Origin of the sequence: Streptomyces sp. NBC_01261, from assembly GCF_036226385.1 — a bacterium.
In the GTDB taxonomy this organism is placed as follows: Bacteria; Actinomycetota; Actinomycetes; order Streptomycetales; family Streptomycetaceae; genus Streptomyces.
In genome coordinates this window covers 3,723,830-3,740,928 of sequence record NZ_CP108463.1, presented here as the reverse complement: position 1 = coordinate 3,740,928, position 17,099 = coordinate 3,723,830, and the positions used below count along the sequence as shown (strand labels likewise).

The 17,099-nt window shown below is 69.8% G+C and carries 14 protein-coding genes; 9 read left to right on the top strand and 5 right to left on the bottom strand.

Features of this window, described 5'->3' with window-relative positions; genetic code table 11:
- Nucleotides 1-38: 38 nt before the first annotated feature.
- Nucleotides 39-893 carry a bifunctional DNA-formamidopyrimidine glycosylase/DNA-(apurinic or apyrimidinic site) lyase gene (gene mutM, locus OG226_RS15965; RefSeq protein WP_329349288.1) on the top strand — a complete coding sequence of 285 codons (855 nt, stop codon included), beginning with the start codon at nt 39-41 and terminating at the stop codon, nt 891-893.
- Nucleotides 894-925: 32 nt separating this feature from the next.
- On the opposite strand, the gene OG226_RS15960 is transcribed toward mutM, so the two are convergent.
- Together OG226_RS15960 and OG226_RS15955 are read right to left on the bottom strand one after the other, a co-directional pair.
- Nucleotides 926-1,327 carry a winged helix-turn-helix transcriptional regulator gene (locus tag OG226_RS15960; RefSeq protein WP_329349287.1) on the bottom strand — a complete coding sequence of 134 codons (402 nt, stop codon included), beginning with the start codon at nt 1,325-1,327 and terminating at the stop codon, nt 926-928.
- A 99-nt stretch (nt 1,328-1,426) separates the two neighbouring features.
- Entirely contained in the window at nt 1,427-2,695 is a 1,269-nt protein-coding gene (locus OG226_RS15955; protein ID WP_329349286.1) for a CAP domain-containing protein, read from the bottom strand.
- 155 nt (nt 2,696-2,850) lie between these two features.
- On the opposite strand from OG226_RS15955, the gene OG226_RS15950 reads away from it, so the two are divergent.
- The 4 genes from OG226_RS15950 to OG226_RS15935 all read left to right on the top strand — a co-directional run bounded on the left by OG226_RS15950 (nt 2,851) and on the right by OG226_RS15935 (nt 9,225).
- Complete coding sequence (locus OG226_RS15950) at nt 2,851-3,132, top strand: acylphosphatase (protein ID WP_328678639.1); 282 nt, start codon at nt 2,851-2,853, stop codon at nt 3,130-3,132.
- A gap of 393 nt (nt 3,133-3,525) precedes the next feature.
- Complete coding sequence (locus OG226_RS15945) at nt 3,526-3,726, top strand: hypothetical protein (protein WP_033282668.1); 201 nt, start codon at nt 3,526-3,528, stop codon at nt 3,724-3,726.
- Between the two features lie 219 nt (nt 3,727-3,945).
- Nucleotides 3,946-7,575, top strand: a complete 3,630-nt coding sequence (gene smc / locus OG226_RS15940; protein WP_329349285.1) for a chromosome segregation protein SMC — start codon at nt 3,946-3,948, stop codon at nt 7,573-7,575.
- Nucleotides 7,576-7,803: 228 nt separating this feature from the next.
- A complete protein-coding gene (locus OG226_RS15935) occupies nt 7,804-9,225 on the top strand; it encodes a sugar porter family MFS transporter (RefSeq protein WP_329349284.1) in 1,422 nt (473 codons plus the stop codon).
- Nucleotides 9,226-9,300: 75 nt separating this feature from the next.
- Here the strand turns inward: OG226_RS15935 and OG226_RS15930 are convergent, their stop codons facing one another.
- Both OG226_RS15930 and OG226_RS15925 read right to left on the bottom strand, forming a co-directional pair.
- Nucleotides 9,301-9,660, bottom strand: a complete 360-nt coding sequence (locus OG226_RS15930; protein WP_328678632.1) for a hypothetical protein — start codon at nt 9,658-9,660, stop codon at nt 9,301-9,303.
- A 70-nt stretch (nt 9,661-9,730) separates the two neighbouring features.
- A complete protein-coding gene (locus tag OG226_RS15925; protein ID WP_328678630.1) occupies nt 9,731-10,702 on the bottom strand; it encodes an LLM class flavin-dependent oxidoreductase in 972 nt (323 codons plus the stop codon).
- 180 nt (nt 10,703-10,882) lie between these two features.
- On the opposite strand from OG226_RS15925, the gene ftsY reads away from it, so the two are divergent.
- Nucleotides 10,883-12,085, top strand: a complete 1,203-nt coding sequence (ftsY, locus tag OG226_RS15920; RefSeq protein ID WP_328678629.1) for a signal recognition particle-docking protein FtsY — start codon at nt 10,883-10,885, stop codon at nt 12,083-12,085.
- A 153-nt stretch (nt 12,086-12,238) separates the two neighbouring features.
- On the opposite strand, the gene OG226_RS15915 is transcribed toward ftsY, so the two are convergent.
- Nucleotides 12,239-12,904, bottom strand: coding sequence for a bifunctional DNA primase/polymerase (locus tag OG226_RS15915; RefSeq protein ID WP_327401037.1), 666 nt, complete (start codon nt 12,902-12,904; stop codon nt 12,239-12,241).
- Between the two features lie 446 nt (nt 12,905-13,350).
- On the opposite strand from OG226_RS15915, the gene nsdA reads away from it, so the two are divergent.
- The 3 genes from nsdA to OG226_RS15900 all read left to right on the top strand — a co-directional run bounded on the left by nsdA (nt 13,351) and on the right by OG226_RS15900 (nt 17,078).
- Nucleotides 13,351-14,835 carry a transcriptional repressor NsdA gene (gene nsdA, locus OG226_RS15910; protein ID WP_328678623.1) on the top strand — a complete coding sequence of 495 codons (1,485 nt, stop codon included), beginning with the start codon at nt 13,351-13,353 and terminating at the stop codon, nt 14,833-14,835.
- A gap of 573 nt (nt 14,836-15,408) precedes the next feature.
- Entirely contained in the window at nt 15,409-16,743 is a 1,335-nt protein-coding gene (locus tag OG226_RS15905) for an ammonium transporter (RefSeq protein ID WP_328678621.1), read from the top strand.
- Nucleotides 16,740-17,078: a P-II family nitrogen regulator gene (locus OG226_RS15900; RefSeq protein WP_003997576.1), complete on the top strand. Its 339-nt coding sequence runs from the start codon at nt 16,740-16,742 to the stop codon at nt 17,076-17,078. The genes OG226_RS15905 and OG226_RS15900 overlap by 4 nt, the downstream gene beginning before the upstream one ends.
- The last annotated feature ends 21 nt before the right edge of the window (nt 17,079-17,099 follow it).

Below are 17,099 nucleotides of genomic sequence, written 5' to 3'. Positions count from 1 at the left end.
GCGCTCGGATCGTTAACCCGTTGCCACCAGGGGATGTCATGCCCGAGTTGCCCGAGGTCGAGGTCGTCCGGCGCGGTCTGGAGCGGTGGGTCGCCCAGCGCACCGTCGCCGACGCCGAGGTGCTGCATCCGCGTGCGGTACGGCGGCATGTCGCCGGTGCCGACGACTTCGCGCACCGGCTCAAGGGGCATCGGATCGGCACGCCGAGCAGGCGCGGCAAGTATCTGTGGCTGCCGTTGGAGGACACGCATCAGGCGGTGCTGGCGCACCTCGGGATGAGTGGTCAACTCCTGGTCCAGCCGCACGAGTTGCCCGACGAGAAGCATCTGCGCATCCGGGTCCGGTTCGCCGACTCCCTCGACACGGAACTCCGCTTCGTCGACCAACGGACCTTCGGTGGACTGTCGTTGCACGACACCACCCCGGACGGGCTGCCGGACGTCATCGCGCACATCGCGCGTGACCCCTTGGACCCGTTGTTCGACGACGAGTTGTTCCACCAGGCCCTGCGCCGCAAGCGGACGACCATCAAACGGGCCCTGCTCGACCAGTCGTTGATCAGCGGAGTCGGCAACATCTATGCGGACGAGGCCCTTTGGCGGGCCCGCGTCCACTACGAACGCCCGACCGCGACCTTCACCCGCCCGCGCACCGCCGAACTCCTGGGCCACGCACGGGATGTGATGAACGCGGCCCTCGACGTGGGCGGCACCAGTTTCGACAGCCTGTACGTCAACGTGAACGGGGAGTCGGGCTACTTCGACCGCTCGCTCGACGCGTACGGCCGCGAGGGCCTGCCGTGCCGGCGCTGCGGTACGCCGATGAGCCGGCGGGCGTGGATGAACCGGTCGAGCTACTTCTGCCCGAAGTGCCAGAAGGCGCCGAGGAGTTAGCGGGCGCCACGGCTCCGGAACTCGCCGATGGTCTAGAGACCGCCGCGCGTTTCGTCGTAGCGCGTGCGGGCCGCGAGGACGTCGTCCATGCGGGACTCCACGAAGCCGACCAGTCCCGCGAGGCGTTCGGCGACGCCATGTCCCAGCGGGGTCAACTCGTAGTCCACGCGCGGTGGGTTGGTCGGCTGGGCCTCGCGGTGGACCAGGCCGTCGCGCTCCAGGGCGTGCAGCGTCTGCGAGAGCATCTTCTCGCTCACGCCGTCGACGCGGCGGCGCAGTTCGTTGAAGCGCAGCGAGCCCTCGTGCAGCGCGCACAGGGTGAGTCCGCCCCAGCGGCCCGTGATGTGCTCCAGGGTGCCTCGGGAGGGGCAGGCCTTCGCGAAGACGTTGTACGGGAAGTACTGCTCCTCCGTACGCTCCTGGGTGGTGTCCATGTCGCCAGGGTACGCGAGCGCAGCGCTAACCAAAAGGGAGCACTAACCAGTGGTTAGCGCTCCCTACGGGTGTTCCTGTAGGCGTCCTACGGCGTCGGACTAGTACCCGAAGTCCTGCGTCCACCAGGGGCCGCCGGTGCCGAAGTGCACACCCACGCCCAGGGTCTTGAAGTCGCAGTTCAGGATGTTGGCCTTGTGGCCGGGGCTGTTCATCCAGGCGTCCATGACCGCGGCCGCGTCGGCCTGGCCGCGGGCGATGTTCTCGCCGCCGAGGTTGGTGATGCCGAGCTTCTCCGCCCGGTCCCACGGGGTGGCCCCGCTGGGGTCGGTGTGGTCGAAGAAGTCCTGGTCGGCCATCTGCTGGCTGAAGTTCTCGGCCAGCGTGGTCAGCGAGCTGTTGGCGGCCACCGGGCTGCAGCCGACGAGCGCGCGCTGCTCGTTGACGAGCTTGAGCACCGCGGCCTCGGCGGCGGCCTCCGTGGAGACCGTCACCGGTGCGTCGGCCGACTGCGTGGGCGCCGGAGTGGTGGGCTTCGCCGAGGGGGTCGAGGTCGTCGGCTCCTCGGTCGGGGTGGCCGCCGGCTTCTTCGCCGGGGCCTTGGTGGCGGGTGCGGTGGCGGACTTGGTCGGAGCCGCCGACGGGGAGGCCGCACGGTTCGCGTCGCGGCTCGTGGACGAGCCGTCGTCGCGGGACTCCGCGCTGCCGGAGGTGCCGCCCTGCTCGGTCGCCGAGTTGGACGGCGAACCGGCCGCCTGCACCTTGTCCGAGCCGCCACCGCCGCCGAGCTTGTAGTTCTCCAGTCCAGGCATCGCGCCCGCAGCGACCGCGACCGTGCCGATGGCGACGGCGGCGGAGACACCGAGCAGACCGGTCTTGACCGGCGTCGCGGTCTTGCGCTTACGACGGCGACCGCGGCCCGGGCGTGAGGCGTCGCCCCGGGAGGCGGTGGCGCCGGCCGCCTCGGGGAAGACCACGGCGTAGTCCTCCTCGGTGGCGAAGAGGTAGGCCTCGCTCGTGCGGCGGGAGTCGGCCTTGAGGCGGCTCTCGGCCTTCAGCCGGGCCTCGCTCTTCGGCGGGACGTCGTGGTTCGCGCGGCCCTCGTGGACCCGGTGGTCCGTGGGGGCCTGGTGGGGCTGGTGGAACTCGGCGGGACCCTCCGGGTGGAGATAGGGCGCCATGCCGATCGTCGAGCCGTCGGCCGGGTTCCAGGCGAAGCGGTCGTTCGGGGTGGAGCGGTCGGCGCGGTCGTTCCAGTCGTACGAGTCATGCGGGTCGTAGCCGCTCGTGTATGAGCCGTGCGTCTCTGTGACCCCCGTGGCGCGGCTCGTGGCGGCGCGGCCGGCGGCGGAGCGTCGGTGGCGTCCCATGTCCTTGCCTTTCGTCCTTGCGGTCAACTCGTCCGTGCGGTGACCCAGCTCACTCGATCGAGTGAGTTTCATATGAGATTCATTGGGGCGGACGGTACCGCATGGCGCGAGGGGAGCAAGTGCCCAGAGAGGTTTTGGCCGGTTAGGTTGCAGCCATGAGCGAGGATGTGCGGATGGTCGCCTGGGTGCGAGGGCGTGTGCAAGGTGTGGGTTTTCGGTGGTTTACCCGTGCCAAGGCTCTGGAGATCGGCGGCCTGAGTGGTTTTGCTCTCAATTTGGGCGACGGACGCGTCCAGGTGGTCGCGGAGGGGTCGCGCGAGGGCTGCGAAGGACTCCTCGGCTGGCTCCGGGGGCACGACACGCCCGGGCGCGTGGATGGCGTCACCGAGATCTGGGACACACCCCGCGGCGGCTACGACGGCTTCGCGATCCGCTGAGCACAATCTGCGAAACGGTGTAAAGCGGCCCTGGCGGAAGCGGAGGGACATGCCACCGGCAGCTGCCCGCAGCGGAAACTGCCTGGTGGTTGCCAAGAACGGCTCGCTCTGGCAGGCTCCGGACCTAAGGATGATCGCCATACCCAGCGAGGCCCCGCAGGAGTCGCCGTGCCGCCCGGTCAGGGCCGCGTGCCCCCGGGTCGCCCGCCAATACGGGGCGTGATCGTGTTGACCGTCAAACTTTTTGGTGAGACTCTGAAAGCCCCGCGCACCTTAGCTGTTTGGCATGGAAGAACAGCAGAGCAACACCCCAGTTTGTCAAGCATCGCGGGTGCGATTCCCTCACGACCCACACCGCTTCGGTCGGTCACTCAGTGTGGAGGACCATCCATCATGGCAAAGGCGCTTCTCGGTTACGTCGGCGGCTCTGACCCGCGACTCCTCGCCGAGATGCGACGGCTCCAGCAGCGCGTCCAGGACCTGGAATCCGAGCTCGTTCGGATCCAGGACGAGAACGACGCTCTGACGGCTGCCGCAACTCACGATTCGCTTCTTGAGCTCGACGCACGCCAGGCGGAGCCCGCGCTCACCTGATCACTGCGACGCACCACATGACAAGCAGTGGTTGTGCTGTCCGCATCAACCGCTGAGTTGTCAGAGTTTGCAAGGGACGCCTCGGCGTCCCTTCTTTCTTTCCCCCGTGCTGCCTCCACCCTCTTTAACGTTTGGTGTGCCCTGCACGTTCAAGGGCGAAACCGCGGGGAACCGGACGTTCATGGAGAGAGCGAGCGGCGGAAGGTAGAGTCCAGCGGCGTGCACCTCAAGGCCCTGACCCTGCGGGGGTTCAAGTCGTTCGCCTCGGCGACCACGCTCCGGTTCGAGCCGGGCATCACGTGCGTCGTCGGTCCGAACGGCTCGGGCAAGTCCAATGTCGTGGACGCGCTCAGCTGGGTCATGGGCGAACAGGGCGCCAAGTCGCTGCGCGGCGGCAAGATGGAGGACGTCATCTTCGCCGGCACCACCGGCCGCCCCCCGCTGGGCCGCGCCGAGGTGTCCCTCACCATCGACAACTCCGACGGGGCGCTGCCCATCGAGTACGCCGAGGTCACCATCACGCGGATCATGTTCCGCAACGGCGGCAGCGAGTACCAGATCAACGGCGACACGTGTCGCCTCCTCGACATCCAGGAACTCCTCTCAGACTCCGGCATCGGCCGCGAGATGCACGTCATCGTCGGCCAGGGCCAGCTCGACTCCGTGCTCCACGCCGACCCCATGGGCCGCCGCGCCTTCATCGAGGAGGCGGCCGGCGTCCTCAAGCACCGCAAGCGCAAGGAGAAGGCGCTCCGCAAGCTGGACGCGATGCAGGCCAACCTCGCGCGCGTGCAGGACCTGACGGACGAACTCCGCCGCCAGCTCAAGCCCTTGGGCCGCCAGGCCGCGGTCGCGCGCAGGGCGGCCGTCATCCAGGCCGACCTCCGCGACGCCCGCCTCCGCCTGCTGGCCGACGATCTCGTACGACTGCGCCAGGCGCTGAACACCGAGATCGCCGACGAGGCCGCGCTGAAGGGACGCAAGGAGGCCGCCGAACTGGAGCTGCGCAAGGCGCTCCAGCGCGAGGGCCTCCTGGAGGACGAGGTACGGCAGCTCACCCCACGTCTCCAGCGCGCCCAGCAGACCTGGTACGAGCTGTCCCAGCTGGCCGAACGGGTACGCGGCACGATCTCGCTGGCCGACGCCCGCGTGAAGAGCGCGACGTCGGCCCCACCGGAGGAACGGCGCGGGCGCGACCCCGAGGACATGGAGCGCGAGGCCGCCCGCATCCGCGAGCAGGAGGCGGAACTCGAAGCGGCCCTTGAGGCGGCCGAGCACGCCCTGGAGGACACGGTCGCCCACCGCTCCGACCTGGAGCGGGAGTTGACGGCCGAGGAACGGCGCCTGAAGGACGTGGCCCGTTCCATCGCCGACCGCCGCGAGGGACTCGCCCGGCTCAACGGCCAGGTCAACGCGGCCCGTTCACGCGCCGCCTCCGCCCAGGCCGAGATCGACCGCCTCGCCGCCGCCCGCGACGAGGCCCAGGAACGAGCGGGCAGCGCGCAGGCGGAGTACGAGGCACTCCAGTCCGAGGTCGACGGCCTCGACGCGGGCGACGAGGAACTCACCGCGCGCCACGAGACGGCCCGGGCCACCCTCGCGGAGGCGGAAGCAGCCCAGGCCGCCGCCCGCGAGGCGTCCACAGCGGCGGAACGCCAACGCGCCGCCACCCAGGCCCGCCGGGACGCGCTGGCCCTGGGCCTGCGCCGCAAGGACGGCACCGGGATACTGCTGGGCGCGCGGGACAGGCTCACCGGAATCCTGGGCCCGGCGGCGGAACTCCTCACGGTGACCCCGGGCCACGAGGTAGCCCTGGCGGCGGCGTTCGGCGCGGCGGCGGACGCGATCGCCGTGACGACACCGTCCTCGGCGGCGGACGCGATCCGCCTGCTGCGCAAGCAAGATGGGGGCAGGGCCGCGCTGCTGCTGGCAGGAGGCCCTGAGCATTCGACCCCGGTGACTGAGGCGTCCCGAGGGGGCGCGGGACAGCATCCATTTGCGGCTCCGCCGCGGAGCGCGCCCAGCCACGACGAGCCTGCAGACGCCCAACAACGTTTCGCGGCCGATCTGGTCCGCGCCCCCAACGACCTCATGCCCGCCATCCGCCGCCTCCTCCACAGCATCGTCGTAGTCGACACCCTCGAAGCCGCCGAGCAACTCGTATATACCCACCCCGAGTTGACCGCGGTCACCGCCGAAGGCGACCTACTCGGCGCCCACTTCGCCCACGGCGGCTCCGCAGGCGCCCCCAGCCTCCTCGAAGTCCAGGCCTCCGTAGACGAAGCCGCAGCCGAACTCGAAGAACTGGCCATCCGCTGCGAGGAGTTGGCCGCCACCCAGCAGACTGCGGGCGAGCGCCGCAAGGAATGCACCGCGCTGGTCGAGGAGTTGGGGGAGCGGCGCCGAGCCGCGGAGCGCGAGAAATCAACCGTGGCACAGCAGTTGGGCCGGCTGGCTGGGCAGGCGCGGGGCGCCGCCGGCGAGGCCGAGCGGTCGACCGCGGCGGCGGCACGGGCACAGGACGCGCTCGACAAGGCCGTAGAAGAGGCTGAAGTGCTCGCCGAACGGCTGGCCGTGGCCGAGGAGATGCCGGTCGAGGAGGAGCCGGACACCTCCGTGCGGGATCGGCTTGCCGCCGATGGGGCCAATGCGCGGCAGACCGAGATGGAGGCGCGGCTTCAGGTCCGTACGCATGAGGAGCGGGTCAAGGGGCTTGCCGGGCGGGCCGATTCGCTCGACCGCGCTGCCCGAGCGGAGCGTGAGGCACGGGCACGGGCGGAGCAGCGGCTCGCGCGGCTGCGGCACGAGGCCGCTGTCGCCGAAGCCGTCGCCTTCGGGGCGCGGCAGCTGCTCGCGCACGTCGAGGTGTCGCTGCACCGGGCCGACGAGGAGCGCACCGCCGCCGATGCCGCCAAGGCGCGCCGTGAGCAGGAGCTGGCCGCCGCCCGCAACCAGGGGCGCGACCTCAAGGGCGAGCTGGACAAGCTGACCGACTCGGTGCACCGGGGTGAGGTGCTCGGGGCCGAGAAGCGGATGCGGATCGAGCAGCTGGAGACCAAGGCGCTGGAGGAGCTGGGGGTCGAGCCCGCGGGGCTCGTCGAGGAGTACGGGCCGCATCAGCTCGTGCCGCCCTCGCTCGCCGCCGAGGGCGAGGTGCTGCCCGATGATCCGGAGGACCCGCGCAACCAGCCCCGTACGTTCCACCGCGCCGAGCAGGAGAAGCGGCTCAAGTCCGCCGAACGGGCGTACCAGCAGCTCGGGAAGGTGAACCCGCTCGCGCTGGAGGAGTTCGCGGCGCTGGAGGAGCGGCACAAGTTCCTCAGCGAGCAGCTGGAGGACCTGAAGAAGACCCGTGCCGACCTGCTTCAAGTGGTGAAGGAGGTCGACGAGCGTGTCGAGCAGGTCTTCACCGAGGCCTACCGGGACACGGCCCTGCAGTTCGAGGGCGTCTTCAGCCGGCTGTTCCCCGGTGGTGAGGGGCGGCTGATCCTGACCGATCCCGACAACATGCTGACCACGGGGGTGGATGTCGAGGCGCGTCCCCCGGGCAAGAAGGTGAAGCGGCTCTCGCTGCTCTCCGGCGGGGAGCGGTCCCTGACCGCCGTAGCGCTGCTGGTGTCGATCTTCAAGGCTCGGCCAAGCCCGTTCTATGTGATGGACGAGGTCGAGGCGGCGCTCGACGACACCAACCTCCAGCGGCTGATCCGGATCATGCAGGAGCTGCAGGAGGCCTCGCAGCTGATCGTGATCACCCACCAGAAGCGAACGATGGAGGTCGCCGACGCGTTGTACGGCGTCTCCATGCAGGGCGACGGGGTGTCGAAGGTCATTTCGCAGCGCCTTCGTTAGGCCTCCACAGATCTGTGCAGACCTTCATCGCATGTTCAAGTCTTGAACGTATTGCGGTCACTTGTAGGGATGAATCTCACAAGGGGCCCCCTATTGACTTCGAAACTTGAAGGCATAGTCTCTGCAACGTTGCTTTTACCTTCAGGTGGTGGGCAGCGGGAAGCTGTGCGCCACTGGAAGGGTCGCCCCCCACCCCGGCAGCGACGCCGGTGGCCTCAGGAGTTACACGTGATCAGCACTGCGCAGGCACCTCAGTCAGGAGCCGGGCCGGCTCATCCCGAACATCTCGCGCACGTCATCTTCATCGCGGCGGCGGCCGCGATGGGCGGCTTCCTGTTCGGCTACGACAGTTCCGTGATCAACGGTGCCGTCGAGGCGATCCGCGACCGGTACGACGTCGGCTCCACTGTCCTGGCACAGGTCATCGCCATCGCCCTGATCGGCTGTGCCATCGGCGCGGCGACCGCCGGCCGGATAGCCGACCGGATCGGCCGTATCCGCTGTATGCAGATCTCCGCGGTGCTGTTCACCATCAGCGCCGTCGGTTCGGCGCTGCCCTTCGCGCTCTGGGACCTCGCCTTCTGGCGGGTCATCGGCGGTTTCGCCATCGGTATGGCCTCCGTCATCGGCCCGGCCTACATCGCCGAGGTGTCCCCGCCCGCCTACCGCGGCCGGCTCGGCTCCTTCCAGCAGGCCGCGATCGTCATCGGCATCGCGATCTCGCAGCTGGTCAACTGGGGTCTGCTGAACGCCGCCGACGGCGACCAGCGCGGCAAGCTCATGGGCCTGGAGGCCTGGCAGGTCATGCTCGGCGTCATGGTGATCCCGGCCATCCTCTACGGCCTCCTCTCCTTCGCCATCCCCGAGTCCCCGCGCTTCCTGATCTCCGCGGGGAAGCTGGGCCGCGCGCACGAGGTGCTGCGTGAGGTCGAGGGCGACGACGTCGACCTCGACGCCCGGGTCGCCGAGATCGAGCACGCGATGAAGAGCGAGCACAAGTCGACCTTCAAGGACCTGCTCGGCGGTGGCGGCTTCTTCTTCAAGCCGATCGTCTGGGTCGGCATCGGCCTCTCGGCCTTCCAGCAGCTCGTCGGCATCAACGTCGCGTTCTACTACTCCTCGACGCTGTGGCAGTCCGTCGGAGTCGACCCGACGCAGTCGTTCTTCTACTCCTTCACGACGTCGATCGTGAACATCATCGGCACCGTGATCGCCATGATCTTCGTCGACCGCATCGGCCGTAAGCCGCTGGCCCTCATCGGTTCGGTCGGCATGGTCGTCGGTCTCGCGCTGGAGGCCTGGGCCTTCTCGTACCACCTGGTCGACGGCAAGCTGCCCTCCGCGCAGGGCTGGACCGCGCTGATCGCGGCCCACGTCTTCGTCCTCTTCTTCGCCCTGTCCTGGGGTGTCGTGGTCTGGGTCTTCCTCGGCGAGATGTTCCCGAACCGGATCCGCGCCGCCGCGCTCGGTGTCGCCGCCTCCGCGCAGTGGATCGCCAACTGGGCCATCACCGCGAGTTTCCCGTCGCTGGCCGACTGGAACCTCTCCGCGACCTACGTGATCTACACGGTCTTCGCCGCGCTCTCCATCCCGTTCGTCCTGAAGTTCGTGAAGGAGACGAAGGGCAAGAGGCTGGAGGACATGGGCTGACCGGGCCCACCCCCCCTGAACTCGGGGAGACGGGCTCAATCCCCCGCCGTCCGTCTCCCCGAAACCACCCCTCAGTCACCAGATGAGGACGCCGCCGCCGATCTCCCGGGCCCGGAGAGCGGCGGCCTCGATGTTGTCCAGGCGGCTCTCCACGAGGTCGGTACGCTCCCCGACCGCCGCGGCGACGGCTTCCAGCCGCTCCCGCAGCAGCGCCAGCTCGCGCAGGAACTCCGGCACGTCCGAGGCCTCGACGTACAGGTCGCTGGAGGCCAGCACGGGCAGGTACACGCAGCCCAGCGCGCGCACGGGTGCCGAACCCCACACGGTCTCGCGCCAGTTCTCGAAGCCGGCCGAGTCGTTGCAGCCCTCCGGAACGTCGAGCACGTTCCACTGGCCGTCCGCGTCACGCAGGAACACATCCACAGCCAAGGTCATGACCGCAGTGGACCACCGGTCGACCGGCCGGTCCACCGGTTACGGGTAAAGGTCACCCTCCGAATCCGGGTCACTCCCCGAGCCGTGGCAGCACCCGCTCCGCGAACAGCCGCAGGCTGCGCCAGCCCTCGTCCACCGGCATCCCGCCCGACAGCGGATGCAGTACGAGGTTGTCGAGCCCCAGCGCCACGCACTCGTCCGGCGTGAGGATCCGGTAGACGCCCTCCGCGCGCAGCTCCGCCACGGTCGTCGCCCCGGACTTCACCGCCGAGCGGATGTCCCCTGACTGCCAGGAGGCGTACGTCCGCGCCTCGTGCAGGAAGTGCGCCCCGTACTCGGCCCAGGCCCGGTCCGGGTCCTCGGCGATGTGCAGCAGCGGGGTCTCCGCCCCCGGCATCATGGTCCAGCCCTCGGTGCCGTACTCGACGAGCCGGTCCTTGTAGTACGCCTCCAGGTCGGGCAGGTGAGCGCTGGGGAAGAAGGGCAGACCGAGCCGGGCGGCTCGACGCGCGGCGGCCTTGGAGGAGCCGCCGACCAGCAGCAGGGGGTGCGGGTCGGAGAAGGGGCGCGGGGTGACCCGTACCGTACGGCCGCGGTACTCGAACTCCTCGCCGGACCACGCCTTCAGGACCGTCTCCAGCAGCTCGTCCTGGAGCCTGCCCCGGCGCTTCCAGTCCACGTCGAACTGGGCGTACTCCTCGGGCCGGTACCCGATCCCGGCCACGGTCACCAGCCGGCCGCCGCTCAGCAGATCCAGTACGGCGATGTCCTCGGCCAGCCGGAGCGGGTCGTGCAGCGGGCCGATGATCGCCGAGACGGTCACCGCGATGTGCCGGGTCGCGCCGAACACCGCGCCCGCGAAGGTGAAGGGCGAGGGCAGCCAGTTGTTGGCGACGCCGTGGTGCTCCTCCGTCTGCACGGTGGTGATGCCGTGCTCGTCGGCGTACGCGGCCATCTCCAGGGCGGCCCGGTAGCGGGCGCTCAGCGAGGCGGGGGTGGCGCCGGGTTCGACGAGGTTGAAGCGTACGACCGAGACGGGCATGGGAGGTCCCCCTTCGTGTGCGGTGGGGTCGTGCGTGGTGGGGGACGGTAGCTGACGGCACGTCAGATGGCCATGGGCATGACTAGGGGCTTCCGGGGCTCCGGGCTTCTCGGCGCGTGCGAGGTCCGGGCGCGCCCGCGCTGGGCCCCGGCGAGACCCATGGCTGATACTGGGTGGGTTATGGAAACCGTCATCCTTGCTGTAGTCATCGCCGTGGTCGTGCTCGGTGCGCTGGGCGGGCTCGTCGTCGGCAGCCGGCGCAAGAAGCCGCTGCCCCCGCCGCCCACCTCCGTCCCCGACATCACCGCCCCGCCGGCCGAGCCGCACGTCGGCGACGAGGCCGAGACGCCGCGCGACGAAGCGCGCCGGACGATAGAGGAGGTGGATCTCCCCGACGGCTCGGCCCCGGTCGCCGTCGAGGAACCCCCCGTACCGGATGTCCCCGAGCTGGATGTTCCCGAGCCGACCGCCGGACGGCTCGTCCGGCTGCGGTCCCGGCTCTCCCGCTCGCAGAACGCGCTCGGCAAGGGGCTGCTCACGCTCCTGTCCCGCGAGCACCTCGACGAGGACACCTGGGAGGAGATCGAGGACATCCTCCTCACCGCCGACGTCGGCGTGGCCCCGACCCAGGAACTGGTCGACGGCCTGCGCGCCCGCGTGAAGGTGCTCGGCACCCGCACCCCGCAGGAGCTGCGCACGCTGCTGCGCGAGGAACTGCTCAAGCTGGTCGACACCGACGTCGACCGCACGGTCAGGACCGAGCCCGAGGACCGCAAGCCCGGCATCGTGATGGTCGTCGGGGTCAACGGCACGGGCAAGACCACCACCACCGGCAAGCTCGCCCGCGTCCTCGTGGCCGACGGGCGGACCGTCGTGCTCGGCGCCGCCGACACGTTCCGGGCCGCCGCCGCCGATCAGTTGCAGACCTGGGGCGAGCGGGTCGGTGCCCACACCGTGCGCGGGCCCGAGGCCGGGGACCCCGCCTCCGTCGCGTTCGACGCGGTGAAGGAGGGCAAGGAGATGGGGGTCGACGTCGTCCTCATCGACACGGCCGGGCGGTTGCACACGAAGACCGGGCTCATGGACGAGCTGGGGAAGGTCAAGCGGGTTGTCGAGAAGCACGCGCCGCTTGACGAGGTGCTGCTGGTGCTCGATGCGACCACCGGGCAGAACGGGTTGGTGCAGGCGCGGGTCTTCGCCGAGGTCGTCGACATCACCGGGATCGTGCTGACGAAGCTAGACGGGACCGCCAAGGGTGGCATCGTGATCGCGGTTCAGCGTGAACTGGGTGTGCCGGTGAAGCTGATCGGGCTCGGTGAGGGCGCGGATGATCTGGCGCCGTTCGAGCCGGAGGCGTTTGTTGACGCCCTTATCGGCGACTGACGTTCCCTGGGTTGCGCGGTTCTTTTTTCCGCGCGCCGGTGGGGGCTGGTCGCGCCCACGCGGCGGAGCCGCAAATGTCACAGCCCCGCGCCCCTCGCGGGCCGCTGAAGTGCCCTTCTCCAAGCTGGAGAAGGGCACTTCGTCGTCTACGGCCTACGCGCGCGACCTGTGTGCCACGTACGCCAGGGTGCCCAGCAACAGCCTTGCCGCCGGGGGCTTTGTCGCCGAGTCCAGCGCGGGGGAGCGGAGCCAGCGGACCGGGCCCAGGCCTCCTCGGTCCGAGGGCGGGGCGGTGATGTGGGTGCCGGGGCCCAGGCCGCGGAGGTCCAGGGAGGTGGGGTCGTCCCAGCCCATGCGGTAGAGCAGGGCGGGGAGTTCGGCGGCGGCGCCGGGGGCGACGAAGAAGTGGGCGCGGTGGTCGGGGGTCGCCGCGACCGGGCCGAGCGGGAGGCCCATCCGCTCCAGGCGGGCCAGCGCGCGGCGGCCTGCGGGTTCGGCCACCTCGATCACGTCGAACGCGCGGCCCACGGGCAGCATCACCGCGGCGCCCGGCAACTCGGCCCAGGCGTCGGTCACTTCGTCGAGGGTCGCGCCGGCCCGCACCTCGGGCGCGAAGGTCAGTGGATGCGCGCCCGGCGCGGGGCACTTGGTGTCGCCGCAGGAACACGCGCCGCCGGCGGCCCGTGCGCCCGCGACCACGTCCCAGCCCCAGAGGCCGGTGAACTCGGCCACCGCTGTGCACTCCGACGCGCGACCGCGGCGGCGCGTGCCGGACCGGATGTCGCGGATACCCCGGCTGCTGCCGATCGTGAAGCCCATGCCCCCTCCAACGGGTCCGACGCACCGGTGGTTACGAGACGGATGCGTGTCGTCACTCTGTGTTCACGCCTGCCCCGCGCCGCGTGGTCCAGGCAGCGTCCGGGAGCGCCTCGGGTGGTGTGCTCGACGGTGCGCGCCCCTGCGTGCACCGCTACGCCCACTTCCGGTCGTCCTATGTCAAGTGAATCGTGCGCGGGCAACCGTAGGTTCATTCGAAGGGGTGGCGAATGGTGGCGTTTCCGCGATCGCCGTGGCTGGACGGGTGATCGTAGGATTACTTTGAGTGCACAAACCCTCGGGGCACATGCGCTCGTGGGTATGCCGCAGGCAACTCGTCATCTCGTTCGAAGGGTGACAAGTGCGGGACGGGAGGCCGTATTTACCGGCATTCTGATAGGGCTTGGCGCACAGCGGCGACAAGTGGTTCCAGGGATGGGGGCGTTCCAGTGGGCGGCAACGGCGGAAGCGGGACAACCGCGGCCAGTACGGAGAAGCGCCCCAATGAGCTGCTCGGCTCGTGGTTCGTGCGCAGCGGCTGGTCCAAGGGTGAGCTGGCGCGTCAAGTGAACCGCAGGGCCCGGCAGTTGGGGGCCAACCACATCTCCACGGACACCTCGCGCGTGCGCCGCTGGCTGGACGGCGAGAACCCGCGCGAGCCGATCCCGAGGATCCTCTCGGAGCTGTTCTCCGAGCGCTTCGGCTGCGTCGTCTCGGTCGAGGACCTGGGTCTGCGCGCGGCCCGCCAGGCACCCTCCGTGTCCGGCGTCGACCTGCCGTGGACGGCCCCGCAGACGGTGGCCCTGCTCAGCGAGTTCTCGCGCAGCGACCTCATGCTGGCCCGGCGCGGCTTCCTCGGCGCCTCGCTGGCCCTGTCGGCGGGACCGTCCCTCATCGAGCCCATGCAGCGCTGGCTCGTCCCCGGCCCCTCCGCCCACCAGCCGGAGCCCGAGCCGGTGAGCGCCCCCCGGCACGTCGGGCGGCTCTCCCGGCCCGAGTTGGAGCTGCTGGAGTCCACCACCGCGATGTTCCGCAAGTGGGACGCCCAGTGCGGCGGCGGCCTGCGGCGCAAGGCGGTCGTAGGACAGCTGCACGAGGTGACCGACCTCCTCCAGGAGCCCCAACCCGAGGCCACCAACCGCAAGTTGTTCAAGGTCGCCGCCGAACTCGCCGAGCTGGCCGGGTGGATGTCGTACGACGTGGGGCTCCAGCCCACCGCCCAGAAGTACTTCGTCCTGGCTCTGCACGCCGCCAAGGAGGCGGGCGACAAGCCGCTCGGGTCGTACGTGCTGTCCAGCATGAGCCGGCAGATGATCCATCTCGGGCGGCCCGACGACGCGTTGGAGCTGATCCACCTCGCGCAGTACGGCAGCCGGGACTGCGCGAGTCCGCGGACCCAGTCGATGCTGTATGCGATGGAGGCCCGCGCCTACGCCAACATGGGGCAGCCCGGGAAGTGCAAGCGGGCCGTCCGGATGGCCGAGGACACCTTCGGGGACGTACACGACTGGGACGACCCGGACCCGGACTGGATCCGCTTCTTCTCCGAGGCCGAGCTGTACGGCGAGAACTCGCACTCCTATCGCGACCTCGCCTACGTCGCCGGCCGCAGCCCCGCCTACGCCTCGCTGGCCGAGCCCGTCATGCAGCGGGCGGTGGACCTCTTCGCCAAGGACGAGGTGCACCAGCGGTCGTACGCGCTCAATCTCATCGGCATGGCCACCGTGCACCTGCTGCGGCGGGAACCCGAGCAGAGCGCGGTGCTGGCGACGGAGGCGATGACCGTCGCCAAGAAGGTGCGCTCCGAGCGCGTCAACACTCGTATCCGAAAGACCGTCGACACGGCGGTCCGCGACTTCGGTGAACTGGCCGTGGTCGTCGACCTCACCGAGCGGCTCGCGATCGAGCTGCCGGAGACCGCCGAAGCGGGCTGACACCCCCGAGCCCCGGCCGCGGCCGGCCCTCCCGAACCGCCCGACTCGGCTCCCCCATGCCAGGTCATCGGAAGGCCGACCGCGGCCGGTCCTGTCCGCCGACACCGAGCGGGTGGCGCCGGTGCGGCAGGTGAGGTCCGGGTGGTCGAAGGACCGTCCGACCCTTCGGAACTCGTATCCGAAAGACCGTCGACAGGGCGGTCCGCGGTGTCCGTGGTCCGGCCGAAAACGTCGGCCCCGCCGAGAGGGTCCCGACCGGGCCCCGGGAGAGCGCCGAAGGGGTCCGAGCCCCATGCCCCGGCGCCCCCGCGCCGACCCGTCGGGAGGCGGACCGCGGCCGGTTTCCGGCCGCCGGAAAAGGTTGCGCCACGATAACGATCGCGCGGCCGGAGATCCGGCGGTTCATCGACGCGTAACACGTACGGCGCCTTCGTCACTCCGGTGAAACATCGAGGGGCTTCGACGGAAACCGCGCTGCGCCAATCTCAGGGCGCATAACCGGACCCCCCGCCTTGACCGGACCGCATCCAGGCTTCGCCCGCACGGGGCCGTACAACCGACGAGGAGACGCCGATGGCATCAGCCGCCATCACGCTTGCCGCTGAGGCACCCAAACTGTCCTCCGCGAACACAGGCTTCATGCTGATCTGTTCTGCCCTGGTGTTGCTCATGACACCCGGACTCGCCTTCTTCTACGGAGGCATGGTCCGCGTCAAGAGCACCCTGAACATGCTGATGATGAGCTTCATCAGCATCGGGATCGTCACCATCCTGTGGGTGCTCTACGGCTTCTCCCTCGCCTTCGGTTCGAGTAACGGCTTCATCGGCTACAACTCCGACTGGCTGGGGATGAGCAACGTCGGGCTGACGGAGCTCTGGGACGGCTACACCATCCCGATCTTCGTGTTCATGGTCTTCCAGATGATGTTCGCCGTCATCACCCCCGCCCTGATAAGCGGTGCCATCGCCGACCGCGTCAAGTTCTCGGCCTGGGCGCTCTTCGTCGCCCTGTGGCTCACGGTCGTCTACGTCCCGGTCGCCCACTGGGTGTGGGGCGCCGACGGCTGGGCCTACAAGCTCGGTGTGATCGACTTCGCCGGTGGTACGGCGGTCCACATCAACGCCGGTGCCGGCGCCCTCGGCGTCATCCTGGTCATCGGCAAGCGCGCCGGCTTCAAGCGTGACCCCATGCGTCCGCACAGCCTCCCGCTGGTCATGCTCGGCTGCGGTCTGCTGTGGTTCGGCTGGTTCGGCTTCAACGCCGGTTCGTGGCTCGGCAACGACGACGGCGTCGGCGCGCTGATGTTCGTCAACACCCAGGTCGCCACCGCCGCCGCCATGCTCGCCTGGCTCGCCTACGAGAAGATCCGGCACGGCGCGTTCACCACGCTGGGCGCGGCCTCGGGTGCCGTCGCCGGTCTGGTCGCCATCACCCCGTCCGGTGGTGCGGTCTCCCCGCTCGGCGCGATCGCCGTCGGCGCCATCGCCGGCGTCGGCTGTGCCGCGGCCGTCGGCCTGAAGTACAAGTTCAACATCGACGACTCCCTCGACGTCGTCGGCGTCCACATGGTCGGCGGTATCCTCGGCTCCCTGCTCATCGGCTTCTTCGCCACCGGCAAGGGCCAGTCCGCCGCGACCGGCGTCTTCTACGGCGACCACACCTTCACCCAGCTGTGGAAGCAGTTCGCCGGTGTCGGCGCGGTCCTCGGCTACTCCCTGGTCGTCTCCGCGCTCCTCGCCTTCCTCCTCGACAAGACCATCGGTATGCGGGTCACCGAGGACGAAGAGGTCGCCGGCATCGACCAGGCCGAGCACGCCGAGACCGCATACGACTTCAGCGGCGCCGGCGGTGGCTTCGGCGGCAGCTCCGTCACCTCCGCCACGGAGACGAAGAAGGTGGACGCATGAAGCTCATCACCGCCGTCGTGAAGCCTCACCGGCTCGACGAGATCAAGGAGGCCCTGCAGGCCTTCGGGGTCCACGGTCTGACGGTCACCGAGGCGAGCGGTTACGGTCGTCAGCGGGGACACACCGAGGTCTACCGGGGCGCCGAGTACACGGTCGACCTGGTCCCCAAGATTCGCATCGAGGTGCTGGCCGAGGACGACGACGCCGAGCAGCTGATCGACGTCATCGTCAAGGCCGCCCGCACCGGCAAGATCGGTGACGGCAAGGTCTGGTCCCTCCCGGTCGAGACGGCCGTCCGGGTCAGGACCGGCGAGCGCGGACCGGACGCGCTCTAAAAGGAAACGAACAGGAGTCGC

Bases quoted from the DNA above. Each gene is read 5' to 3' on its own strand.
- mutM (WP_329349288.1), top strand. From the start codon at position 39: ATGCCCGAGTTGCCCGAGGTCGAGGTCGTCCGGCGCGGTCTGGAGCGG.
- OG226_RS15960 (WP_329349287.1), bottom strand. From the start codon at position 1,327: ATGGACACCACCCAGGAGCGTACGGAGGAGCAGTACTTCCCGTACAAC.
- OG226_RS15955 (WP_329349286.1), bottom strand. From the start codon at position 2,695: ATGGGACGCCACCGACGCTCCGCCGCCGGCCGCGCCGCCACGAGCCGC.
- OG226_RS15950 (WP_328678639.1), top strand. From the start codon at position 2,851: ATGAGCGAGGATGTGCGGATGGTCGCCTGGGTGCGAGGGCGTGTGCAA.
- OG226_RS15945 (WP_033282668.1), top strand. From the start codon at position 3,526: ATGGCAAAGGCGCTTCTCGGTTACGTCGGCGGCTCTGACCCGCGACTC.
- OG226_RS15930 (WP_328678632.1), bottom strand. From the start codon at position 9,660: ATGACCTTGGCTGTGGATGTGTTCCTGCGTGACGCGGACGGCCAGTGG.
- OG226_RS15925 (WP_328678630.1), bottom strand. From the start codon at position 10,702: ATGCCCGTCTCGGTCGTACGCTTCAACCTCGTCGAACCCGGCGCCACC.
- ftsY (WP_328678629.1), top strand. From the start codon at position 10,883: ATGGAAACCGTCATCCTTGCTGTAGTCATCGCCGTGGTCGTGCTCGGT.
- OG226_RS15915 (WP_327401037.1), bottom strand. From the start codon at position 12,904: ATGGGCTTCACGATCGGCAGCAGCCGGGGTATCCGCGACATCCGGTCC.
- OG226_RS15905 (WP_328678621.1), top strand. From the start codon at position 15,409: ATGGCATCAGCCGCCATCACGCTTGCCGCTGAGGCACCCAAACTGTCC.
- OG226_RS15900 (WP_003997576.1), top strand. From the start codon at position 16,740: ATGAAGCTCATCACCGCCGTCGTGAAGCCTCACCGGCTCGACGAGATC.